Origin of the sequence: Leclercia sp., assembly GCF_036780805.1 — a bacterium.
Lineage (GTDB): Bacteria > Pseudomonadota > Gammaproteobacteria > Enterobacterales > Enterobacteriaceae > Enterobacter.
This window is the reverse complement of the sequence record NZ_DAIQCE010000005.1, coordinates 90,525-109,403: the sequence shown is the minus strand read 5'-3', so window position 1 is coordinate 109,403 and position 18,879 is coordinate 90,525. Positions and strand designations below refer to the sequence as shown.

The window sequence follows — 18,879 nt, the reverse complement described above, 5'->3', positions numbered from 1 at the left end:
CTCACGATGCCAACGACAACTCACGCTTTCCCGTACGCTGGGCCAGCCACAGCGCCACGCGGGACTGCTGCTCTGCATTCAGCCACATCCCCTCTTTAGTGCGACGCCACAGCGCATCGTCTGCGCGGCGTACCCACTCGTGGTCCGCTAAATAGCGTAACTCCGCCTCGTAGAACTCGTGACCAAAATGCTCGCCCAGATCGCCCAGATCGCCGAGATCCTTCGCGTTATTCAGGATCGTTTCACTGTTGCTGCCGTAGGTACGGGCAAAGTGGCGGGCCATGGATTCACTAATAAACGGATAGCGACGGCGTAACTTCGCCGCGTAATCATCGCGGTTGCCGCCGATGTCGCCACCGGGCAGCACCGCGCCTTTGGTCCACGCCGGACCGATACCCTGATAGTAAGGCGCCAGTTTTTCCATCGCGTGCTCTGCCAGCTTGCGATAGGTGGTGAGCTTGCCGCCAAACACCGACAGCAGCGGTGCCTTGCCGTGGTCATCGTGAATATCGAGGGTGTAATCACGGGTGATGGCCTGCGGTGAGTCGGACTCGTCATCACACAGCGGACGCACCCCGGAGTAGCTCCAGACCACATCGTCGCGCACCAGCGATTTCTTAAAGTGGGCGTTATAAACCTTCAGCAAATAGCTGATTTCGCTCTCGTCGATAGCGACGCTTTTCGGATCGCCTTTGTACTCCACATCGGTGGTGCCAATGATGGAGAACTCATCCATCCACGGGATCACAAACACGATGCGCTTGTCTTCATTTTGCAGAATATAGGCCTGCTTCTGGGTATGCACCCGCGGCACCACGATGTGGCTGCCTTTGATCAGGCGGATACCATACGGCGACGGGAGCTGCATCCCCTCGTCAAAGAACTGTTTCACCCACGGGCCGGTGGCGTTCACCAGACCGCGCGCCTGCCAGCTGAAACGCTCGCCGGTATCAATATCTTCTGCTTCGACGATCCACAGCCCCTTTTCCCGACGGGCGGAAATGGCGCGAGTGCGGGTTTTCACCTCGCCGCCTTTGCGTTCAACCATTTGCGCGTTAGCGAGCACCAGGCGGGCATCATCTACCCAGCAGTCAGAATATTCGAATCCGCGCACGATTTCAGGCTTCAGAACCGAGTCTGCGCCAAAACGCACACCGGCAGAGGCGGGCAGGCTGGTGCGTTTGCCCAGATGATCGTACATAAACAGACCAATGCGGATCATCCACGCCGGACGCAGATGCGGCCGGTGTGGCAGACGAAAACGCATTGGAGTAGCGATATGCGGGGCCATTTTCAGCAGCACTTCACGCTCGGCCAGTGCCTCACTGACCAGGCGGAACTCGTAGTGCTCCAGATAACGCAGGCCACCGTGGATCAGCTTAGAACTGGCGGAGGAGGTGGCACAGGCGAGATCCTGCGCTTCCAGCATCAGGACAGATAACCCGCGCCCGGCAGCGTCCGCCGCAATGCCCGCCCCGTTGATTCCGCCACCGATAACAATCAGATCTTTGGTTTCCATTGTATCCTCACGCACTTTCGTTAAAGCTCAAAAATGTTCGATATCGCTCATACTAGCAAAGGAAATGGATTTTAGTAACATCAAAAAAACAAATTTGAGTGATACAGCTAACATAATGGCGTTTACCCGCCGCCAGGACGTACACTACGCGGTATATTTTTCCCCTCACCCTAACCCTCTCCCCAAAGGGGCGAGGGGATGGTTTGCTCCCTCTCCCTGAGGGAGAGGGCCGGGGTGAGGGGGAGATGAATTCGCACTTGTTGAAAGAGAGCACCATGGAACATTTTGAATGTATTAACGTAGAAGAAGCCCACCAGAAGATGCACCAGGGACTGGCGGTGCTGGTGGACATCCGCGATCCGCAAAGCTTCGCGATGGGCCATACGCCGGGCGCGTTTCACCTGACCAACGCCTCCCTGAGCGAATTTATGCGCGATAACGATTTCGAGACCCCGGTGATGGTGATGTGCTATCACGGCAACAGCAGCAAAGGCGCGGCGCAATACCTGCTGCAGCAGGGTTTTGAAGCGGTCTACAGCGTGGACGGCGGATTCGATGCCTGGCATCGTCATTTCCCGGCAGAAGTCGAGCACGCGGGCATTTAGGGTATATACTGTCCCCTTTTGTGTGGAATAAGCGACTGCCGCCGATGCTGATGATTACCTCTTTTACCAACCCGCGCGTCGCCCAGGCGTTTGTCGATTACATGGCGACGCAGGGTGTTATCCTCACCATTCAACAACATACCCAAACCGACGTCTGGCTGGCAGATGAGAGCCAGGCCTCCCGGGTCAATACCGAGCTGGCGCGTTTTCTGGAGAACCCCGGCGATGCGCGCTATCTGGCGGCAAGCTGGCAGGCGGGTCATACCAGCAGCGGGCTGCACTATCAGCGCTTTCCTTTCCTGGCGACCGTGCGTGAACGCGCGGGGCCTTTCACCCTGGGGTTAATGGCGGCCTGCATTCTGGTCTTTATTCTGATGAATGTGGTGGGCGCTCAGCAGGTGATGCTGATGCTGGCCTGGCCGTATGACGCCTCCGTTGAGTTCGAGTTCTGGCGCTACTTCACCCACGCGCTGATGCACTTCTCGGTGCTGCATATCCTCTTTAACCTGCTGTGGTGGTGGTATCTCGGCGGGGCGGTAGAGAAGCGGCTCGGCAGCGGCAAGCTCATTGTCCTTACCCTGATCAGCGCGCTGCTCAGCGGCTTTATCCAGCATAAGTTTGGTGGGCCGTGGTTTGGCGGCCTCTCCGGCGTGGTCTACGCCCTGATGGGCTATGTCTGGCTGCGCGGCGAGCGGGATCCGCAGAGCGGCATCTACCTGCAGCGCGGTTTAATGACCTTTGCATTAATCTGGATTATTGCCGGATGGTTTGATCTGTTTGGCATGGCGATTGCCAACGGCGCACACGTGGCCGGGCTGGCGGTGGGGCTGGCGATGGCGTTTGCCGATACGCTAAATGCGCGAAAACGAACATAATTCTGGCAGGGAACTCTGATGAAACAAACACAACGTCATGACGCCATTATTGATCTGGTGAAAAAGCAGGGATACGTCAGCACCGAAGAGCTGGTAGAGCAGTTTGCCGTCAGCCCGCAGACCATCCGTCGGGACCTCAACGATCTGGCCGATCAGAACCGCATCCTGCGCCACCACGGCGGCGCGGCGCTGCCGTCCAGCTCGGTGAATACTCCCTGGCACGACCGCAAGGCGACACAGACCTCTGAGAAGGAGCGTATCGCCCGCAAGGTGGCGAGCCAGATCCCTAACGGCGCGACGCTGTTTATCGACATTGGCACCACACCGGAAGCGGTGGCCCACGCCCTGCTGAACCATGAGAACCTGCGGGTCGTCACCAACAACCTCAACGTTGCCACCACCCTGATGCAGAAAGAGGATTTCCGCATCATCCTCGCGGGTGGCGAGCTGCGCAGCCGTGACGGCGGCATTATTGGCGAAGCGACCCTCGACTTTATCTCCCAGTTCCGCCTCGACTTCGGTATCCTCGGCATCAGCGGCATCGATACCGACGGCTCCCTGCTGGAGTTTGATTATCACGAAGTGCGCACCAAGCGGGCGATCATTGAGAACTCGCGCCACGTGATGCTGGTGGTGGATCACTCCAAGTTTGGCCGTAACGCGATGGTCAATATGGGCAGCATCAGCATGGTGAACGCGGTCTATACCGACGTAATGCCGCCTGAAGGGGTATTAAAGGTGATTAAGGATAATAAGGTGCAGTTAGAACTGTGCTGAGTTTGTGCCGGGTGGCGAGGTAAAAGCAAAACGACAACCAGGGTTGTCGTTTTTTGTGTTTGCTCCCTCTCCCTGTGGGAGAGGGTCGGGGTGAGGGCATCAAACCGCAGAGGACCTAAACCCCGTACCCCATCATCTTCAGCAGCTGCTGTGCATGCAGCACCGCGTCCTGACGGTGGGCAACGCCCAGCTTCTGATACAGATTGCGGATGTGCGTTTTGATGGTGGTGGCCGCCACGGCCAGCTCACCGGCGATCTGCTCGTTGCTGTAGCCTGAGTAGATCAGCCCCAGCACCTGCCACTCACGCTGGGTCAGCGGGCTGGTGCGGATCAGCTCCGGCACTTCCGGATGGGTCAGCAGACGCTCCACAAAGGTCTCATCGAAATGGGCGAACTTGTGGCGGTGATGCTGGTTAATCTCCCGCAGGATGCGCTGGGCGCGATGCTGGTCCAGCTCCGGCAGGGTGTTGAGCTGAATCAACTGACGCAGCTGCTGCGCCATGGTCTCGCCTTCAATCACAAAGTGGCTGATAAACCCGGTGCGGTTTGCCAGCTGCAAAGCTTCAAGCAGCACGCGCTGGGCGTCGTTCTTGCGACCGGCCTGCCAGTAGAGCTGATTCTGCAGCAGCAGGTTGCGGTTCAGATCGCTCATCAGACGCAGGCTGCGGGCATTTTCGTTTAGCTCTTCCAGCACCATCTCGGCCGGTTCAAATTCCCCTAACAGGATCTGCGCCCGGGCAATGTTGCGCCACTGGCTCTGCAGGAAGTGGTTATTGGCAAATTCCGGCTTCGGCGTCTGGCGCAGCCAGTTGGCCGCCGATTTCTTGTCGCCAGTCATCTGCCAGTAAATCACCCGCACCTTATCGGCGTTCGATACCCAGTCGCTGTGATACTGACCGTTGCCGAGCAGATTCTCCAGACGGTTAAGGTGGTTACGGGCGTTATCCAGATCGCCGCGCGCCAGCGAGCACTGCACCAGCAGGCCCAGACACTGCAGCTGCTGCTGCGGCTGATAGGTGGAGAGCACGTCGACCCCATGACGGGCGGTGCTTTCCGCTTCGTCCAGTCGGGCCCAGGCCCACAGCAGCTGAGCGCGGATGCGCAGCAGGAACTCGTGCATCGGCAGCTGTTCCAGGTGCTGATCGCGGATCAGGGTGAAGGCTTTTTCCTGGGTCTCCCACGCGGCCTGCAGGAAGCCCTGGGCAAATAAAATTTCGCTCTGCTGGATCAGGCTCCACAGGGCGTAATGCCAGACGTCATGGCGGCGCGCCATCTGCTCGGTCTGCTGCATCAGCGACAGGGAGCGCGAGAGGTCGCCCTTACAGTGCAGCACTTCGCCATGCACCGAGGTCGCCACGATGCGGCTGTAGAAGTTCGCCAGCGGCAGCTCCTCCAGCGCGCCCAGGGCCAGGCGCTGAGCCTCTTCCGGGTTGCCATCGTTGATCGCCACCTGCGCGCGCAGGGCATTGAATTCCCCGTGCAGGGCGGCGTCCATCTCGCCTTTCATCTCCTGCTCGGCGCGGGCCAGCAGGGTGTTCACTTCGCTGTAGCGGTGCTGGCTCTGCATCAGCCAGGCCTGCAGCAGCACCAGACGCGGGTTCTCCAGCAGGCTTTCCCACGGCAGGGCGCGCAGCGACTCCTCCAGCAGGGCCAGCTCGCTGTGGTTAAACAGGCTCCAGGCGTGGTTGAGCAGAATATCGCGCAGCATATGGGCATCGCCCGCCGCCAGGGCGTGGTGAATGGCCTCGCTCGGGAAGCCCTGCGCCATCCAGCTCTCGGCGGCGGCGCGGTGGATTTCCGGCAATTCGGTTGCCAGCTCCCACTGGCAGCGCTGGCGCAGGAAGCTGCCAAACAGCGGGTGGTAGCTGAACCACTCCCCGGAGTCGTCCATGCGCTGCAGGAACAACCCCTGACGTTCGATCTCTTCCAGACGCATCTGGCCGTTGTCTTCGCCGGTGACGCGCACGATCAGCGCATCGTTCATCGAGCGCAGCAGGGAGCTTTTCAGCAGGAACTGACGGGTGGATTGATCGACGCTGTCGAGCACTTCATCCACCAGGTAATCGGAGAGGTGGCTGGCGTTGATCCCCGACAGACGACGGGCGGATTGCTGCGTCGAGCTATTGTTATTTCGGGCTGAGAGGGCAATCAGCTGCAGGGCGGTCGCCCAGCCTGCCACGTCGTCGCACAGGCGGCTGCTCTCGGCCACCTCGATGGGGGATTTCAGGCGGCCGTCAAAGAACTGCTTCGCTTCCTGATGGGTAAAGGAGAGTTGTTGGCTGCCCACTTCCAGCAGCTGATCGCGCACGCGCAGGTTGGCAATGCCCAGCTGCGGCAGGTTACGCGACAGGATCACCAGGGTCAGGTTTTCCGGCTGGTGGCGCAGGAAAAAGCGCATCGACTCATGGATAACCGGATTGGTGATCAGATGGTAGTCGTCAATGACCAGGTAGAGCGGACGATGCCATTCGGCCAGCTCGATAAACAGTTGGGAAAACAGGGAAGAGAGGCTGGCGTACTGACGCTTCTGCACCATCACTTCGCTGGTCACACAGTGTCCGTTGGTCGCCTGCTGAACCGCGGCGATCAGATAGCTGGCAAAACGCTCCTGCTGGTTGTCGCCCTCATCGAGGGAGTACCAGCCGAGATCGGTCTTGCCGGATGCCCACTGTGAAATGAGCGTGGTTTTGCCGTAGCCTGCAGGGCTCGTTACCAGCGCCAGTCGAAAATTGTTCGCGCCGGAAAGTTTCGCCAGCAAGCGTTCGCGGACCACAGTATGGTCAAGACGAACCGGGCGACTTAATTTGGACGGAATCAACATAGTTTTCACTTCACTGTGTGGAAATCGAGATTTTTGATTTTTTTTGCGCTTCGTAATTAATCCTTATAAGGTCGGTCAGAAACCCTTTTATTGCAAGTTATGTCCGGGTTTTATGTCCCTTAATTTGCACTCGGTCACAAAAATATATCGATGGGATAGGGAACTTTTCCGATGGGCCTCGAAAGCGCATGGATACTGGCGTGGCGTGTTTCCGGGAGGTTAAGCATAAAACGGAATATAGAAGCGTAAAGGCAGTGAAAAGTTAATAAAGTTCCGGAATGGTTACGCGGCTGAAATAACATTCTGAGATGCAGTACATTCTGAGCAATATTACGTCGGGTAAGTAATTATTTCCTGGTGCCTATATTTCAGGCGAAACCGCATTTCATTTTTTTGACTCTCTTCCCGGAAATCGCGGCATTAATGCCCCACACTCCCGCTGCAGAAAGTGGCCGCGATCACACTTTAGCGCTCATCCCCGCTACTCCTCCCTGTCTAATCCCCGGCAGGAGGAGGAAGAGGCATGAGGAGCCAGGCACACTAGCACCAACGCCTCATTTTCTCTCTACAGGATGCAGATTCCCTATGTCACAGCCGACTTTCAACAAAGCTCAATTCCAGGCTGCCCTGACGCGTCAGTGGCAGCGTTTTGGTTTACACGCCGCTGAAGACATGACCTCCCGCCAGTGGTGGCAGGCCGTCAGCGGCGCGCTTGCCGAATTGCTGAGCGCTCAACCCGCGGTGAAGCCCGTCAAAGGCCAGCGCCACGTTAACTATATCTCCATGGAGTTCCTGATTGGCCGTCTGACCGGCAACAACCTGCTGAACCTCGGCTGGTATCAGGAGGTTAGCGATGTGCTGAGCACGCACAACATCCATCTGACCGACCTGCTGGAAGAGGAGATCGATCCGGCGCTGGGTAACGGCGGTCTGGGTCGTCTGGCGGCCTGCTTCCTCGACTCAATGGCGACGGTGGGCCAGCCGGCGACCGGCTACGGTCTGAACTATCAGTATGGCCTGTTCCGTCAGTCCTTCGCGGGCGGTCAGCAGATGGAAGCCCCGGATGACTGGCATCGCGGCAGCTACCCGTGGTTCCGCCACAACGAAGCGCTGGACGTGCAGGTCGGCATTGGCGGTAAAGTGACGAAAGCGGGCCAGTGGGAGCCGGGCTTTACCATCACCGGGCAGGCCTGGGATCTGCCGGTGCTGGGCTACCGTAACGGCGTGGCGCAGCCGCTGCGCCTGTGGCAAGCGACGCACGCGCACCCGTTCAACCTCACCAAATTTAACGACGGCGATTTCCTGCGCGCTGAGCAGCAGGGCATCGACGCCGACAAGCTGACTAAAGTCCTCTACCCGAACGACAACCACCTGGCGGGCAAAAAGCTGCGCCTGATGCAGCAGTACTTCCAGTGCGCTTGTTCCGTGGCCGACATTCTGCGTCGTCACCACCTGGCGGGCCGCAAGCTGGTAGAGCTGGCGGATTACGAAGTGATCCAGCTGAACGATACCCACCCGACCATCGCTATCCCGGAACTGCTGCGCGTGCTGATCGACGAGCATCAGCTGAGCTGGGACGACGCCTGGGCGATCACCAGCAAAACCTTCGCTTACACCAACCACACCCTGATGCCAGAGGCGCTGGAGTGCTGGGACGAGAAGCTGATTAAAGCCCTGCTGCCGCGCCATATGCAGCTGATCAACGAGATCAACAACCGCTTTAAGAAACTGGTGGATAAAACCTGGCCGGGCGATAAAGCGGTATGGGCGAAGCTGGCGGTGGTATTCGACAAGCAGGTTCGCATGGCTAACCTGTGCGTGGTCAGCGGCTTTGCGGTGAACGGCGTGGCCGCGCTGCACTCCGATCTGGTAGTGAAAGATCTGTTCCCGGAATATCACCAGCTGTGGCCGAACAAGTTCCATAACGTCACCAACGGCATCACGCCGCGTCGCTGGATCAAACAGTGCAACCCAAAACTGGCCGCGCTGCTGGACTCCTCCCTGGATCACGAGTGGGCTAACGACCTCGACCAGCTGATCAACCTGGAAAAGTATGCCGACGATGCGGCGTTCCGCGAGACTTACCGCACCATCAAGCAGGACAACAAGGTGCGCCTGGCGGCGTTCGTCAAAACCCGTACCGGGATTGAGATCAACCCGAACGCGATTTTTGATATCCAGATTAAACGTCTGCACGAGTACAAACGTCAGCACCTGAACCTGCTGCACATTCTGGCGCTGTACAAAGAGATCCGCGAGAACCCGCAGGCCGACCGCGTGCCGCGCGTGTTCCTGTTCGGTGCGAAAGCGGCACCGGGTTACTACCTGGCGAAAAACATCATCTTCGCTATTAATAAAGTGGCCGACGCGGTGAACAACGATCCGAAGGTGGGCGACAAGCTGAAAGTGGTGTTCCTGCCGGATTACTGCGTCTCGGCGGCGGAGCTGCTGATCCCGGCGGCGGATGTTTCTGAGCAGATCTCTACCGCGGGCAAAGAGGCCTCCGGCACCGGCAACATGAAGCTGGCCCTGAACGGCGCGCTGACCGTCGGTACGCTGGACGGTGCTAACGTTGAGATTGCTGAGCAGGTGGGCGACGAGAACATCTTTATCTTCGGCCATACTGTGGAAGAAGTGAAAGCCATCAAAGCCAAAGGTTACGACCCGGTGAAATGGCGTAAAAAAGACAAACTGCTGGATGCGGTGTTGAAGGAGCTGGAGAGCGGCAAATACAGCGACGGTGATAAGCACGCGTTTGACCAGATGCTGCACAGCATCGGCAAACAGGGCGGCGATCCGTACCTGCTGATGGCGGACTTTGCGGGCTACGTTGAGGCCCAGAAGCAGGTCGATGTCCTGTATCGCGATCAGGAAGCCTGGACCCGGGCGTGCATTCTGAATACCGCGCGCTGCGGCATGTTCAGCTCTGACCGCTCAATCCGCGACTACCAGGCCCGTATCTGGCAGGCAAAACGCTAAGGAAGCGCGATGGAAAGTAAACGTCTCGATAATGCCGCCCTGGCGGCGGGGATCAGCCCCAGCTATATCAATGCTCATGGTAAACCGCAGTCTATTGGTGCTGAGACCAAGAGGCGTTTGCTGGATGCCATGCACAAAGCCAAACCCGTCGCGAAAGCGGCGGTTACCGCCGTCCCGAACGTGATGGTCTATACCGCCGGCAAAAAAATGCCGCTGATGATTGAAGGCAGCGGCGACTTCAGCTGGCTGCTGACCACCGAAGAGGGGCATCAGCACAAAGGCCACGCCACGGGCGGCAAAAATCTCAACCTGCCGGCCAAACTGCCGGAGGGTTACCACACCCTGACGCTGACCCAGGATGCTCATCGCTGGCACTGCCGGGTGATCGTCGCGCCAAAACGCTGCTACGAGCCGCAGGCGCTGAAAGAGGGCAAGAAGCTGTGGGGTGCCTGCGTGCAGCTCTACACGCTGCGCTCCGAGGCGAACTGGGGCATTGGCGACTTCGGCGATTTGCAGAAGATGCTGACCGACGTCGGCAAGCGCGGCGGGGCCTTTATTGGCCTCAACCCGATTCATGCGCTCTATCCGGCGAACCCGGAGAGCGCCAGCCCGTATAGCCCGTCATCCCGCCGCTGGCTGAACGTGATTTACATCGACGTTAACGCCGTGGAGGATTTCCGCAACAGCGACGAGGCGCAGGCCTGGTGGAAGATGGATACCACCCGGCAGGCGCTGCAACGCGCCCGCGACGCCGAGTGGGTCGATTATGCCACCGTCACCGCGCTGAAGATGGCCGCGCTGCGCATGGCGTGGAAAGGCTTTGCCCGGCGTGACGACGAACAAATGACGGCCTTCCGCGAGTTTGTTGCCCGCGAAGGCGAGAGCCTGTACTGGCAGGCAGCGTTTGACGCGCTGCATGCGTATCAGGTGAAAGAGGACGAAATGCGCTGGGGCTGGCCGGTGTGGCCTGAGCAGTATCAGTCCGTTGACTCCCCGGCGGTGAAAGCGTTTTGTGAAGCGCATACTGACGAGGTCGATTTCTACCTCTGGCTGCAGTGGCTGGCGTACAGCCAGTTTGCCGCCTGCTGGCAGGAGAGCCAGGGCTACGACATGCCGATCGGCCTGTACCGTGACCTGGCGGTCGGCGTTGCCGAGGGCGGGGCAGAGACCTGGTGCGATCGCGAGCTTTATTGTCTGAAAGCCTCCGTCGGTGCGCCACCGGATATTCTGGGTCCGCTGGGCCAGAACTGGGGCCTGCCGCCGATGGATCCGCACGTGATCGCGGCCCGCGCCTATGAGCCCTTTATCGAGCTGCTGCGTGCCAACATGCAGAACTGCGGCGCGCTGCGTATCGACCACGTGATGTCGGTTCTGCGTCTGTGGTGGATCCCGTACGGTGAAACCGCCGACCACGGGGCCTACGTGCATTATCCGGTCGACGATCTGCTCTCCATCCTTGCGCTGGAGAGTAAGCGCCATAACTGCATGGTGATCGGGGAAGATCTCGGCACCGTCCCGGTTGAAATCGTCAGCAAGCTGCGTGACAGCGGCGTTTACTCCTACAAAGTGCTCTATTTTGAAAACGACCTTGAGAAGAACTTCCGCGCGCCGGAGGCGTATCCAGAACAATCAATGGCAGTCGCGACGACGCATGACCTTCCTACGCTTCGTGGCTGGTGGGACAGCGGCGACCTTACCCTGGGCAAAACGCTGGGCCTCTACCCTGACGAAGTGATGCTGCGTGGGCTGTATCAGGATCGCGAGCTGTCCAAGCAGGGGCTGCTGGATGCATTGCACGCGCACGGCTGCCTGCCGAAGCGCACCGGGCACAAGGCGTCGTTGATGTCGATGACCCCGACGCTCAACCGCGGTTTACAGCGTTACATTGCCGACAGTAACAGCGCCCTGTTGGGTCTACAGCCGGAAGACTGGATTGATATGGCGGAGCCGGTAAACATTCCGGGCACCAGCTATCAGTACAAGAACTGGCGTCGCAAGCTGTCTACCTCTCTTGAGGCGATGTTCGCCGATGACGGGGTGAACAAGCTGATCAAAGACCTGGATAAGCGGCGAAAAGCCGCAGCGAAGAAGTGATAAAAAAACCCGCCAGATGGCGGGTTTTTTGTTGCTCCTGTAGGCCGGGTAAGGCGTTGCCGCCACCCGGCACTGTCACATCAAACAACCGTACCCAACAACAGACACCCAATCAGCCCGCAGACGGAGATGATGGTTTCCAGCATTGACCAGGATCTGATGGTCTCGCCGATGGTCAGGTTGAAATACTCTTTAAACAGCCAGAAGCCCGGGTCGTTTACGTGAGAGAAGATCACGCTACCGGAACCTACCGCGATAACCATCAGCTCAGGGCTGACGCCGGTAGTGGCGATCAGAGGGGCAACGATACCGCCTGCGGTAATAGCCGCAACGGTCGCCGAACCCAGCGCGATACGCAGCACCGCCGCAATAGACCATGCCATCAGGATCGGGGAGATGTTGGTTTCATGCATCATGGAGGCGATGTACTTGTCCACGCCGCTATCAACCAGAACCTGTTTGAACGCACCGCCGCCACCGATGATCAGCAGCATCATGGCGATGATTTTGATCGAAGAGCTCAGGGTATCGTTAATCTGATCCATGGAACGGCCACGGTTCAGACCGAAGGTGAACAGCGCAATCAGGACCGCAATCAGCGTCGCCATGACCGGATCGCCGAGGAACTCCGCCACGCCGAGAACCGGATGGCCTTTCGGCAGAATCATTTCACAGACGGCGCGCAGGGCCATCAGCACCACCGGGACCAGAGAGGTCCAGACGCTGACGCCAAAGCTCGGCATCTCTTCTTCAGTAAAGGTTTTCGCGCTGTACAGACCTTCCGGGATCGGCTTGTCGATGCCCTTCAGGGTGCGGGCAAATACCGGGCCTGCGAGGATAACCGTTGGGATCGCCAGGATGGTACCAAACAGCAGGGTTTTACCCATGTCAGCATGGAAGATGGTAGCGATCGCGGTCGGGCCCGGGTGCGGCGGCAGGAAGCCGTGGGTCACGGACAGCGCAGCGGCCATTGGCACACCGACATACAGCAGCGGGATGCTGGCAGAGGCGGCGATGGTGAACACCAGCGGCAGCATCAGCACAAAGCCCACTTCGTAGAACAGCGCAAAACCAACGGTGAAGCCGGTTAAGACCACGGCCCACTGAATGTTCTTTTTGCCGAATTTTGCAATCAGCGTGGTTGCGATACGCTGTGCGCCGCCGCAGTCAGCGAGCATTTTACCGAGCATGGCACCGAAGCCCATGATCAGCGCGAGGCTACCGAGCGTACCGCCGACACCGGCTTTAATGGAGCTGATAACTTTTACCAGCGGCATCCCTTGCATCAGGCCTACAGCAAGGGCCACCAGTACAAGGGCAATGAAGCCGTTCATTTTGAAACGGATCATCAGGAGCAGTAACAGGACTACACCGATAGCGACGATGACTAATGGCATGATTATCTGGCCTTTAAAATTGTTATGGGTAACGTCATTGTTTCAACGACATATTAATGTTGCCCCAACTGGGAACAGCGTACTTCCTGGCACAAAGACAGGCTGCCTTCTAAATCATTAAGCTTAGTCGGTCGGCGTAGAGGTGTTTAAGTGCCCACGAGAATGATACGGGTAACATGGGCGGATTGAGAATCACCCTGGCGGGCAAAATGTGAATTCTGAGACGCAGGTCATGTTATGGGGGAGGGGGAAAGGGAGAGAGGCCCGGTAAGCACAGCGCCACCGGGCAACAGGTCACGGCAACTCAGTAGTAAGAGTGTTCGCCGCGCTGGTGTTCGGTGAGATCGCGCACGCCTTTCAGCTCCGGGAACTCGTTCAGCAGCTGCTTCTCGATCCCCTCTTTCAGGGTCACGTCGACCATGGAACAGCCGTTACAGCCGCCGCCAAATTGCAGAATGGCCAGCCCGTCTTCGGTGATCTCCATCAGGGTGACGCGACCACCATGACCGGCCAGCTGCGGGTTAATCTGGGACTGCAGCAGATACTCAACGCGCTCCATCAGCGGGGCGTCATCGGTCACTTTACGCATTTTGGCGTTTGGTGCTTTCAGGGTTAACTGGGAACCCAGCTGGTCGGTCACAAAATCAATTTCCGCATCTTCCAGATACGGGGAGCTCAGCTCATCGACATAGGCGGTGAGTTGCTCAAATTTCAGGGCAGTGTCAGTTGCTTCCACAGCATCCGGTGGGCAATAAGAGACGCCGCATTCTGCATTCGGGGTGCCCGGGTTGATCACGAACACGCGGATCTGGGTCCCTTCTTCCTGATTTGCCAGCAGTTTGGCAAAGTGCGCTTGTGCAGCATCGGAAATACGGATCATAGCATTGGCCTAATAGTTGACTAAAATACCTGGGTATAATACGCCCAACCTGAGGGCGCTACAAGGTTCGACACAGACACCATACCTGAACCGACGCCGCGCCGCTTCGCAAAAGCAGGCGGGAGAGTTCCGCGACGGTAGCGCCTGTTGTCACGACATCATCCACCACAGCGATATGGCGTCCGGCGACCGGTAATTCAAGCGCAAACGCGTGCTGCAGGTTACGTTTACGCAATCTGGCGCTGAGCTGATGCTGGGCCGGAGTGGCGCGGATCCGGCGAATGGCCTCGGGAACATAGCGGCAGTTCAGCCAGCGGGCCAGCGGGCGGCAGAGCAGGTCGCTCTGGTTGAACCCGCGCCGCCAGTGGCGTCGGGACCAGAGCGGCACGCCGACCAGCAGATCAACACGCGGTAACTCCCGGCTGCGCCTGGCGCGCAGCAGCGCCAGCAGCAACAGTCTGGCCAGCGGTTTTGCCAGCTGGCTGCGGCGGGAAAACTTCAGCTGATGCACCAGCGGACTCAATGGCGGCGTATAGCCGCTCACCGCCACCAGCGCCTGCCACGGCGGCGGTTTGCGCAGGCAGCGCCCGCAGGGCAGGTGAGGATGGATGGCCGGTAAGCCGCACTGCGGACAAACACCTCCACGCCCCGCCAGCCCCTTTTCGCACAGGGAACAGACGCCCCAGTGGCTGAGCGCAAGCGGCATCCGGCATAGCCAGCACAAGCCGGGCACTGTTAGCATAGACAACCTCCTTGTGAAAAAAGAGAACAGTAATCGATGAACAAGCTTTGGTGGCAGACCGTCGGGACAGGAAATTGTCATCTTGTGCTGCTGCACGGATGGGGGCTGAATGCCGAAGTATGGCGTTGCATCAGCGAGGAACTGGCCTCGCAGTTTACGCTGCACCTGGTGGACCTGCCTGGGTTTGGCCGCAGCCGTGATGCCGGCGCGATGCCGCTGCCCGATATGGCGGAGCAGGTGCTGGCTCAGGCCCCGGATAAGGCGATCTGGCTGGGCTGGAGCCTCGGCGGGCTGGTGGCAAGCCAGATTGCCCTGACCCATCCTGAGCGGGTGCAGGCCCTGGTGACCGTGGCGTCCTCCCCATGCTTTAGCGCCCAGGCGGAGTGGCCGGGGATCAAACCCGAGGTGCTGGCTGGTTTTCAGCAGCAGCTGAGCAACGATTTTCAGCGCACGGTGGAGCGTTTCCTCGCTCTGCAGACCATGGGCACGGAAACCGCGCGCCAGGACGCCAGGACGCTGAAAGCCACGGTGCTGTCACTGCCGATGCCGGAAGTGGCGGTGCTGAACGGCGGGCTGGAGATCCTCAAAACCACCGATCTGCGCACGCCGCTGGCGTCGCTGACGCTGCCGCATCTGCGTCTGTATGGCGCGCTGGACGGGCTGGTGCCGCGTAAGGTGGTGCCGCTGCTCGACGCGCTGTGGCCGCAAAGCGAATCGCAGACGATCGCCAAAGCCGCCCATGCGCCTTTCATCTCGCATCCGCAGGCGTTTTGCGCCGCCCTGACGGCGCTACGTCAACGAATACTCTGATTGTTTTATGTTCTTCGTGGAAAAAGTCGGCTGTCGCTACGATACTGATTACGTCGTGGTGGCGGTAACGCCAGCGATAAACACAATTACCAATCGATGGAGAGTATGGATATGAAACTTGTCACAGGAATTGTCGCTTCACTGGTTATTGGGTCGCTGTCTTTTGGCGCTTTTGCGGCGAAAGAGCTGCAACGCGATGAAGCTAAAAAGATGAATCTGACGAAAGTCGGGGATGTTTCTACCTCTGACAAAACCGCGCCGATGGACGCCAAAAAAGAGCTGTCTGAGAAAGCAGATAAGCTGGGCGGCACTTACTATGTGATCACCAGCGGCACGAAGAACGAAAAAGATATTCGTGCAACGGCAGAAGTGTTCAAGTAACTCCTCGCTGATCGCCGGGTGGCGCTTCGGGTTACCGAAGCGCCCACCACTCCCTGAGGCAGGCTTTTCCTTCAGGACAGCTTTTACAGCTGCCGGATAAGCAGCCGTCGGCATCCTCCTGGATGCGCTGCGCTTTCCCCATCGCCTCCAGACGTTGCAACATGGCCTCGATCATCGCCTGCGGCGTGCGCAAGATTTGGCTGAGCTGGGTAGCTTCCATTCTCCCCTGCAGCGCCAGTAAATCACGAACCTCAATTAACGATGCCATGCCGCCTCCTAATGACAGTCGCTGACCGGGCTCTCACAGCAGGCCGCTGCGGTTCTGCCTTTTGCCAGCAGGTTGACGTCCACGCGGCTGCGCGCCCGGCGCAACAGGCCTATCACCATTACGTTAAACAGCACCACCGCCAGGATACAGACCAGGCTGTACTGCGGATGCTGGCTGAAATTGACCGTCTGGTAATACACCGTTGCCAGCGAGTAAGCGATATTCAGCCCCCACAGGACCGAGAAGCCCATCCAGCCGCGGCTCGATTCGCGGGCGATGGCCCCCATCACCGAGATGCACGGAATGTAGAGCAGAACGAAGATCAGGTAGCTGTAGGCTGCCGAGGCGCTGCCAAACTTCTCGCTCATCACGCCCATGGCGCCGGTCGCCATCTCCCCGTCGCCTTTACTGGCTTCAATCGGGTTCGCCAGTACGCTCAGGCTGAATGTCTCTTTCAGGCTTTGCCAGGTTTCATCCACGGCGCTGAACAGTTCGTCCCCGAGGTGGAACTCCGCCGGGTTGAATTCCTCTTCCTGGATATTTTCTGCGGTGTAGAGGGTGTTCAGCGTGCCGACCACCACCTCTTTCGCCATCGCGCCGGTGAACAGGCCGACGGTGGCCTGCCAGTTGTCTTCATGCACGCCAATCGGTTTGAACAGCGGGGTGATGACGCGGCTGACGGAGGCCAGCGCCGAGTCGTTGATGTTGTCCACCGCCTTGCCGTTCAGTGAGAAGCTGTTCAGCGCGCTGAGGAAGATGCTGACCACCACAATCACTTTACCTGCCCGCAGGACAAAGCCTTTCAGCCGCTGCCAGGTCTGGATCAGCAGGCTTTTCAGGTGAGGAACGTGATAGACCGGCAGCTCCATTACGAACGGTGTGGCTTCACCACGCATGATGGTGTGTTTGAGCATCAGGCCGGTGAGGATCGCCATTACGATACCCAGCACGTACAGCGAGAAGACCGCCAGGGCCCCCTCCTGACCGAAGAAGGCGGCGGCAAACACCGCAAAGATCGCCAGGCGGGCACCGCAGGACATAAACGGCGCCATCATGATGGTCATCAGCCGTTCGCGGGGCGCATCCAGCGTACGGGCACCCATCACCGACGGCACGTTGCAGCCGAAGCCGACAATCAGCGGTACAAAGGATTTGCCCGGCAGGCCGAGCGCCTGCATCAGGCGATCCATCACGAAGGCCGCGCGGGCCATGTAACCGGAGTCCTCAAGGAACGAGAGGAACAGGTACATCATGCCGATCTGCGGCACCAGCGGCAGCACGGTGTTGATCCCGCCGCCCAGACCCTGAGCGAGGAAAATGGTCAGCCACTCCGGCAGGTGCAGGGTGTAACCCAGCCACTGAATACCGTGAATGAAGATGGCCACCGAGCCGACATCAAACAGCGGCTGTAGCGCGCCGCCGATGTTGATGGCCAGCAGAAACATCACGTACATCACCAGCAGGAACACCGGCAGGCCGAGAAAACGGTTGAGGATCACCCTGTCCATCGCCCGGGTAAAGCGGCTCGGCTCGGCGGTGAGAGTATTGCTGACCACGTCACAAATGGCGGCGATGCTCTGGTAGCGCGCATCGGCAATGTGCAGGGCGGGGTCATCCAGTTCATCATTTAACCGTGCCAGGGAGGCATCCAGATGCTGTGCGGCATCCCCGGCGTAGGCACGGCTGTAGATATCGCCTTCCAGCATCTGCAGGCCAAGCCAGTGGCGCTGTTTGAACGGCATGCTGTGCGCCATCTCCTGGGCGAGGATCCCGGCTTCCCGCAGCAGCGGCTGGGCGTAATGCACCAGATTGACGTCGGTATTGGTGCTGTGGCGGTCAATCGCCAGTTTAAGAGAGTCGATACCGCGGGCGCGGGTGGAGACCAGCGGTACCACCGGGCAGCCGAGGCGGGCGGCGAGGGCATCGACGTCGATACGGATCTGCTGCTTCTCGGCAATATCGAGCATGTTCAGCGCCACCACGCAGGGGATACCCAGCTCCAGCAGCTGTAACGTCAGGTAGAGGTTGCGCTCGAGGTTTGAGGCATCCACCACGTTGATCAGCAGGTCGGCATCGCCGCTCAGAATGTAGTGGCAGGCAATCTGCTCATCCAGAGAGGTCTGGGAGGAGATGGTGGTTAAGGAGTAGGTGCCGGGCAGATCGACAAGGGTGACCTGATTATCGGTAGTCGCAAACTGGCCCTCTTTCCGTTCGACCGTAACACCCGCCCAGTTACCTACTCGCTGACGCGCGCCGGTAAGCTGGTTAAATAACGTGGTCTTGCCGGAGTTCGGATTGCCAATTAAGCCAATAGTTAATTTTTTCATTCTTTTAGACTCGCTACGAGAGCTGGCGTGTTATTGAGACAGAGCTTCAACTTCTATTAAGGCGAGATCTTTCTTACGCAGAACCAGATTCACACGACGGGTTTCGATATGCACCGGATCGCCCAGCGGTGCAATACGCACCACCTGGAAAGAGGAGCCGGGTAGCATCCCTAAAGAGAGCAATTTCTGCCGATAGGCCGGGCTTATTTCGCGGGTAAAGCCGGTAATTTTCCACGTGCTGTCTGGAGTGAATTGCATAGTGCCTGCTTAACGGAAGGTTAAATAATCAACAGGAACAATGGTAATGAGAATGGTTTCTATCATCAATATTAAATATGTGACGGAATGTGGCCAGGGCTATTAATTTGCAGGCTGCTTGACCTTGCTCAATATTTACGGGCGCT

The 18,879-nt window shown here is 58.6% G+C and carries 15 protein-coding genes; 7 read left to right on the top strand and 8 right to left on the bottom strand.

Annotated features, from left to right (window positions below; genetic code table 11):
- Position 1 precedes the first annotated feature (1 nt).
- Positions 2-1,519, bottom strand: a complete 1,518-nt coding sequence (gene glpD, locus V7Q49_RS14735; protein WP_333853065.1) for a glycerol-3-phosphate dehydrogenase — start codon at positions 1,517-1,519, stop codon at positions 2-4.
- Positions 1,520-1,794: 275 nt separating this feature from the next.
- On the opposite strand from glpD, the gene glpE reads away from it, so the two are divergent.
- From glpE to V7Q49_RS14720, 3 genes are read left to right on the top strand one after another with little or no spacing between them, the layout of a single operon-like run.
- On the top strand, positions 1,795-2,124 hold the full coding sequence (gene glpE / locus V7Q49_RS14730) for a thiosulfate sulfurtransferase GlpE (RefSeq protein ID WP_231313520.1): 330 nt from the start codon (positions 1,795-1,797) through the stop codon (positions 2,122-2,124).
- A 44-nt stretch (positions 2,125-2,168) separates the two neighbouring features.
- Positions 2,169-2,999, top strand: coding sequence for a rhomboid family intramembrane serine protease GlpG (gene glpG, locus V7Q49_RS14725; protein WP_333853064.1), 831 nt, complete (start codon positions 2,169-2,171; stop codon positions 2,997-2,999).
- An 18-nt stretch (positions 3,000-3,017) separates the two neighbouring features.
- The gene (locus V7Q49_RS14720; protein ID WP_333853062.1) at positions 3,018-3,776 is read left to right on the top strand and encodes a DeoR/GlpR family transcriptional regulator; all 759 of its coding nucleotides are present in this window, start codon (positions 3,018-3,020) and stop codon (positions 3,774-3,776) included.
- A gap of 115 nt (positions 3,777-3,891) precedes the next feature.
- Here the strand turns inward: V7Q49_RS14720 and malT are convergent, their stop codons facing one another.
- Positions 3,892-6,597 (bottom strand): HTH-type transcriptional regulator MalT, encoded by a 2,706-nt coding sequence (malT, locus tag V7Q49_RS14715; protein ID WP_333853060.1) that lies wholly within the window; start codon positions 6,595-6,597, stop codon positions 3,892-3,894.
- A 585-nt stretch (positions 6,598-7,182) separates the two neighbouring features.
- Here malT and malP point away from each other — a divergent pair.
- The gene (gene malP, locus V7Q49_RS14710; RefSeq protein ID WP_333853058.1) at positions 7,183-9,576 is read left to right on the top strand and encodes a maltodextrin phosphorylase; all 2,394 of its coding nucleotides are present in this window, start codon (positions 7,183-7,185) and stop codon (positions 9,574-9,576) included.
- Positions 9,577-9,585: 9 nt separating this feature from the next.
- The gene (gene malQ / locus V7Q49_RS14705) at positions 9,586-11,670 is read left to right on the top strand and encodes a 4-alpha-glucanotransferase (RefSeq protein ID WP_333853057.1); all 2,085 of its coding nucleotides are present in this window, start codon (positions 9,586-9,588) and stop codon (positions 11,668-11,670) included.
- A gap of 80 nt (positions 11,671-11,750) precedes the next feature.
- On the opposite strand, the gene gntT is transcribed toward malQ, so the two are convergent.
- From gntT to gntX, 3 genes are all read right to left on the bottom strand, one after another.
- Positions 11,751-13,067, bottom strand: coding sequence for a gluconate transporter (gene gntT / locus V7Q49_RS14700; protein ID WP_333853056.1), 1,317 nt, complete (start codon positions 13,065-13,067; stop codon positions 11,751-11,753).
- A 304-nt stretch (positions 13,068-13,371) separates the two neighbouring features.
- A complete protein-coding gene (nfuA, locus tag V7Q49_RS14695) occupies positions 13,372-13,947 on the bottom strand; it encodes a Fe-S biogenesis protein NfuA (RefSeq protein ID WP_142487392.1) in 576 nt (191 codons plus the stop codon).
- A 58-nt stretch (positions 13,948-14,005) separates the two neighbouring features.
- Positions 14,006-14,689, bottom strand: coding sequence for a DNA utilization protein GntX (gntX, locus tag V7Q49_RS14690; RefSeq protein ID WP_333853054.1), 684 nt, complete (start codon positions 14,687-14,689; stop codon positions 14,006-14,008).
- 36 nt (positions 14,690-14,725) lie between these two features.
- On the opposite strand from gntX, the gene bioH reads away from it, so the two are divergent.
- Together bioH and V7Q49_RS14680 are read left to right on the top strand one after the other, a co-directional pair.
- A complete protein-coding gene (bioH, locus tag V7Q49_RS14685; RefSeq protein WP_333853053.1) occupies positions 14,726-15,499 on the top strand; it encodes a pimeloyl-ACP methyl ester esterase BioH in 774 nt (257 codons plus the stop codon).
- A gap of 111 nt (positions 15,500-15,610) precedes the next feature.
- Complete coding sequence (locus tag V7Q49_RS14680) at positions 15,611-15,880, top strand: YdgH/BhsA/McbA-like domain containing protein (RefSeq protein ID WP_333853248.1); 270 nt, start codon at positions 15,611-15,613, stop codon at positions 15,878-15,880.
- Positions 15,881-15,911: 31 nt separating this feature from the next.
- Here V7Q49_RS14680 and feoC read toward each other — a convergent pair whose 3' ends face one another.
- The 3 genes from feoC to feoA are packed head-to-tail and all read right to left on the bottom strand — an operon-like array spanning position 15,912 to position 18,733.
- Positions 15,912-16,148, bottom strand: a complete 237-nt coding sequence (feoC, locus tag V7Q49_RS14675; RefSeq protein WP_333853051.1) for a [Fe-S]-dependent transcriptional repressor FeoC — start codon at positions 16,146-16,148, stop codon at positions 15,912-15,914.
- Between the two features lie 8 nt (positions 16,149-16,156).
- Positions 16,157-18,475, bottom strand: a complete 2,319-nt coding sequence (feoB, locus tag V7Q49_RS14670; protein ID WP_333853049.1) for a Fe(2+) transporter permease subunit FeoB — start codon at positions 18,473-18,475, stop codon at positions 16,157-16,159.
- A 30-nt stretch (positions 18,476-18,505) separates the two neighbouring features.
- Positions 18,506-18,733, bottom strand: coding sequence for a ferrous iron transporter A (gene feoA / locus V7Q49_RS14665; RefSeq protein ID WP_333853047.1), 228 nt, complete (start codon positions 18,731-18,733; stop codon positions 18,506-18,508).
- Positions 18,734-18,879: the final 146 nt, after the last annotated feature.

Coding starts and splice junctions, on each gene's coding strand:
- glpE (WP_231313520.1), top strand. CDS start 1,795: ATGGAACATTTTGAATGTATTAACGTAGAAGAAGCCCACCAGAAGATG.
- V7Q49_RS14680 (WP_333853248.1), top strand. CDS start 15,611: ATGAAACTTGTCACAGGAATTGTCGCTTCACTGGTTATTGGGTCGCTG.
- feoC (WP_333853051.1), bottom strand. CDS start 16,148: ATGGCATCGTTAATTGAGGTTCGTGATTTACTGGCGCTGCAGGGGAGA.
- malP (WP_333853058.1), top strand. CDS start 7,183: ATGTCACAGCCGACTTTCAACAAAGCTCAATTCCAGGCTGCCCTGACG.
- bioH (WP_333853053.1), top strand. CDS start 14,726: ATGAACAAGCTTTGGTGGCAGACCGTCGGGACAGGAAATTGTCATCTT.
- glpD (WP_333853065.1), bottom strand. CDS start 1,519: ATGGAAACCAAAGATCTGATTGTTATCGGTGGCGGAATCAACGGGGCG.
- V7Q49_RS14720 (WP_333853062.1), top strand. CDS start 3,018: ATGAAACAAACACAACGTCATGACGCCATTATTGATCTGGTGAAAAAG.
- nfuA (WP_142487392.1), bottom strand. CDS start 13,947: ATGATCCGTATTTCCGATGCTGCACAAGCGCACTTTGCCAAACTGCTG.
- gntT (WP_333853056.1), bottom strand. CDS start 13,067: ATGCCATTAGTCATCGTCGCTATCGGTGTAGTCCTGTTACTGCTCCTG.
- malT (WP_333853060.1), bottom strand. CDS start 6,597: ATGTTGATTCCGTCCAAATTAAGTCGCCCGGTTCGTCTTGACCATACT.
- gntX (WP_333853054.1), bottom strand. CDS start 14,689: ATGCTAACAGTGCCCGGCTTGTGCTGGCTATGCCGGATGCCGCTTGCG.
- feoB (WP_333853049.1), bottom strand. CDS start 18,475: ATGAAAAAATTAACTATTGGCTTAATTGGCAATCCGAACTCCGGCAAG.
- feoA (WP_333853047.1), bottom strand. CDS start 18,733: ATGCAATTCACTCCAGACAGCACGTGGAAAATTACCGGCTTTACCCGC.
- malQ (WP_333853057.1), top strand. CDS start 9,586: ATGGAAAGTAAACGTCTCGATAATGCCGCCCTGGCGGCGGGGATCAGC.
- glpG (WP_333853064.1), top strand. CDS start 2,169: ATGCTGATGATTACCTCTTTTACCAACCCGCGCGTCGCCCAGGCGTTT.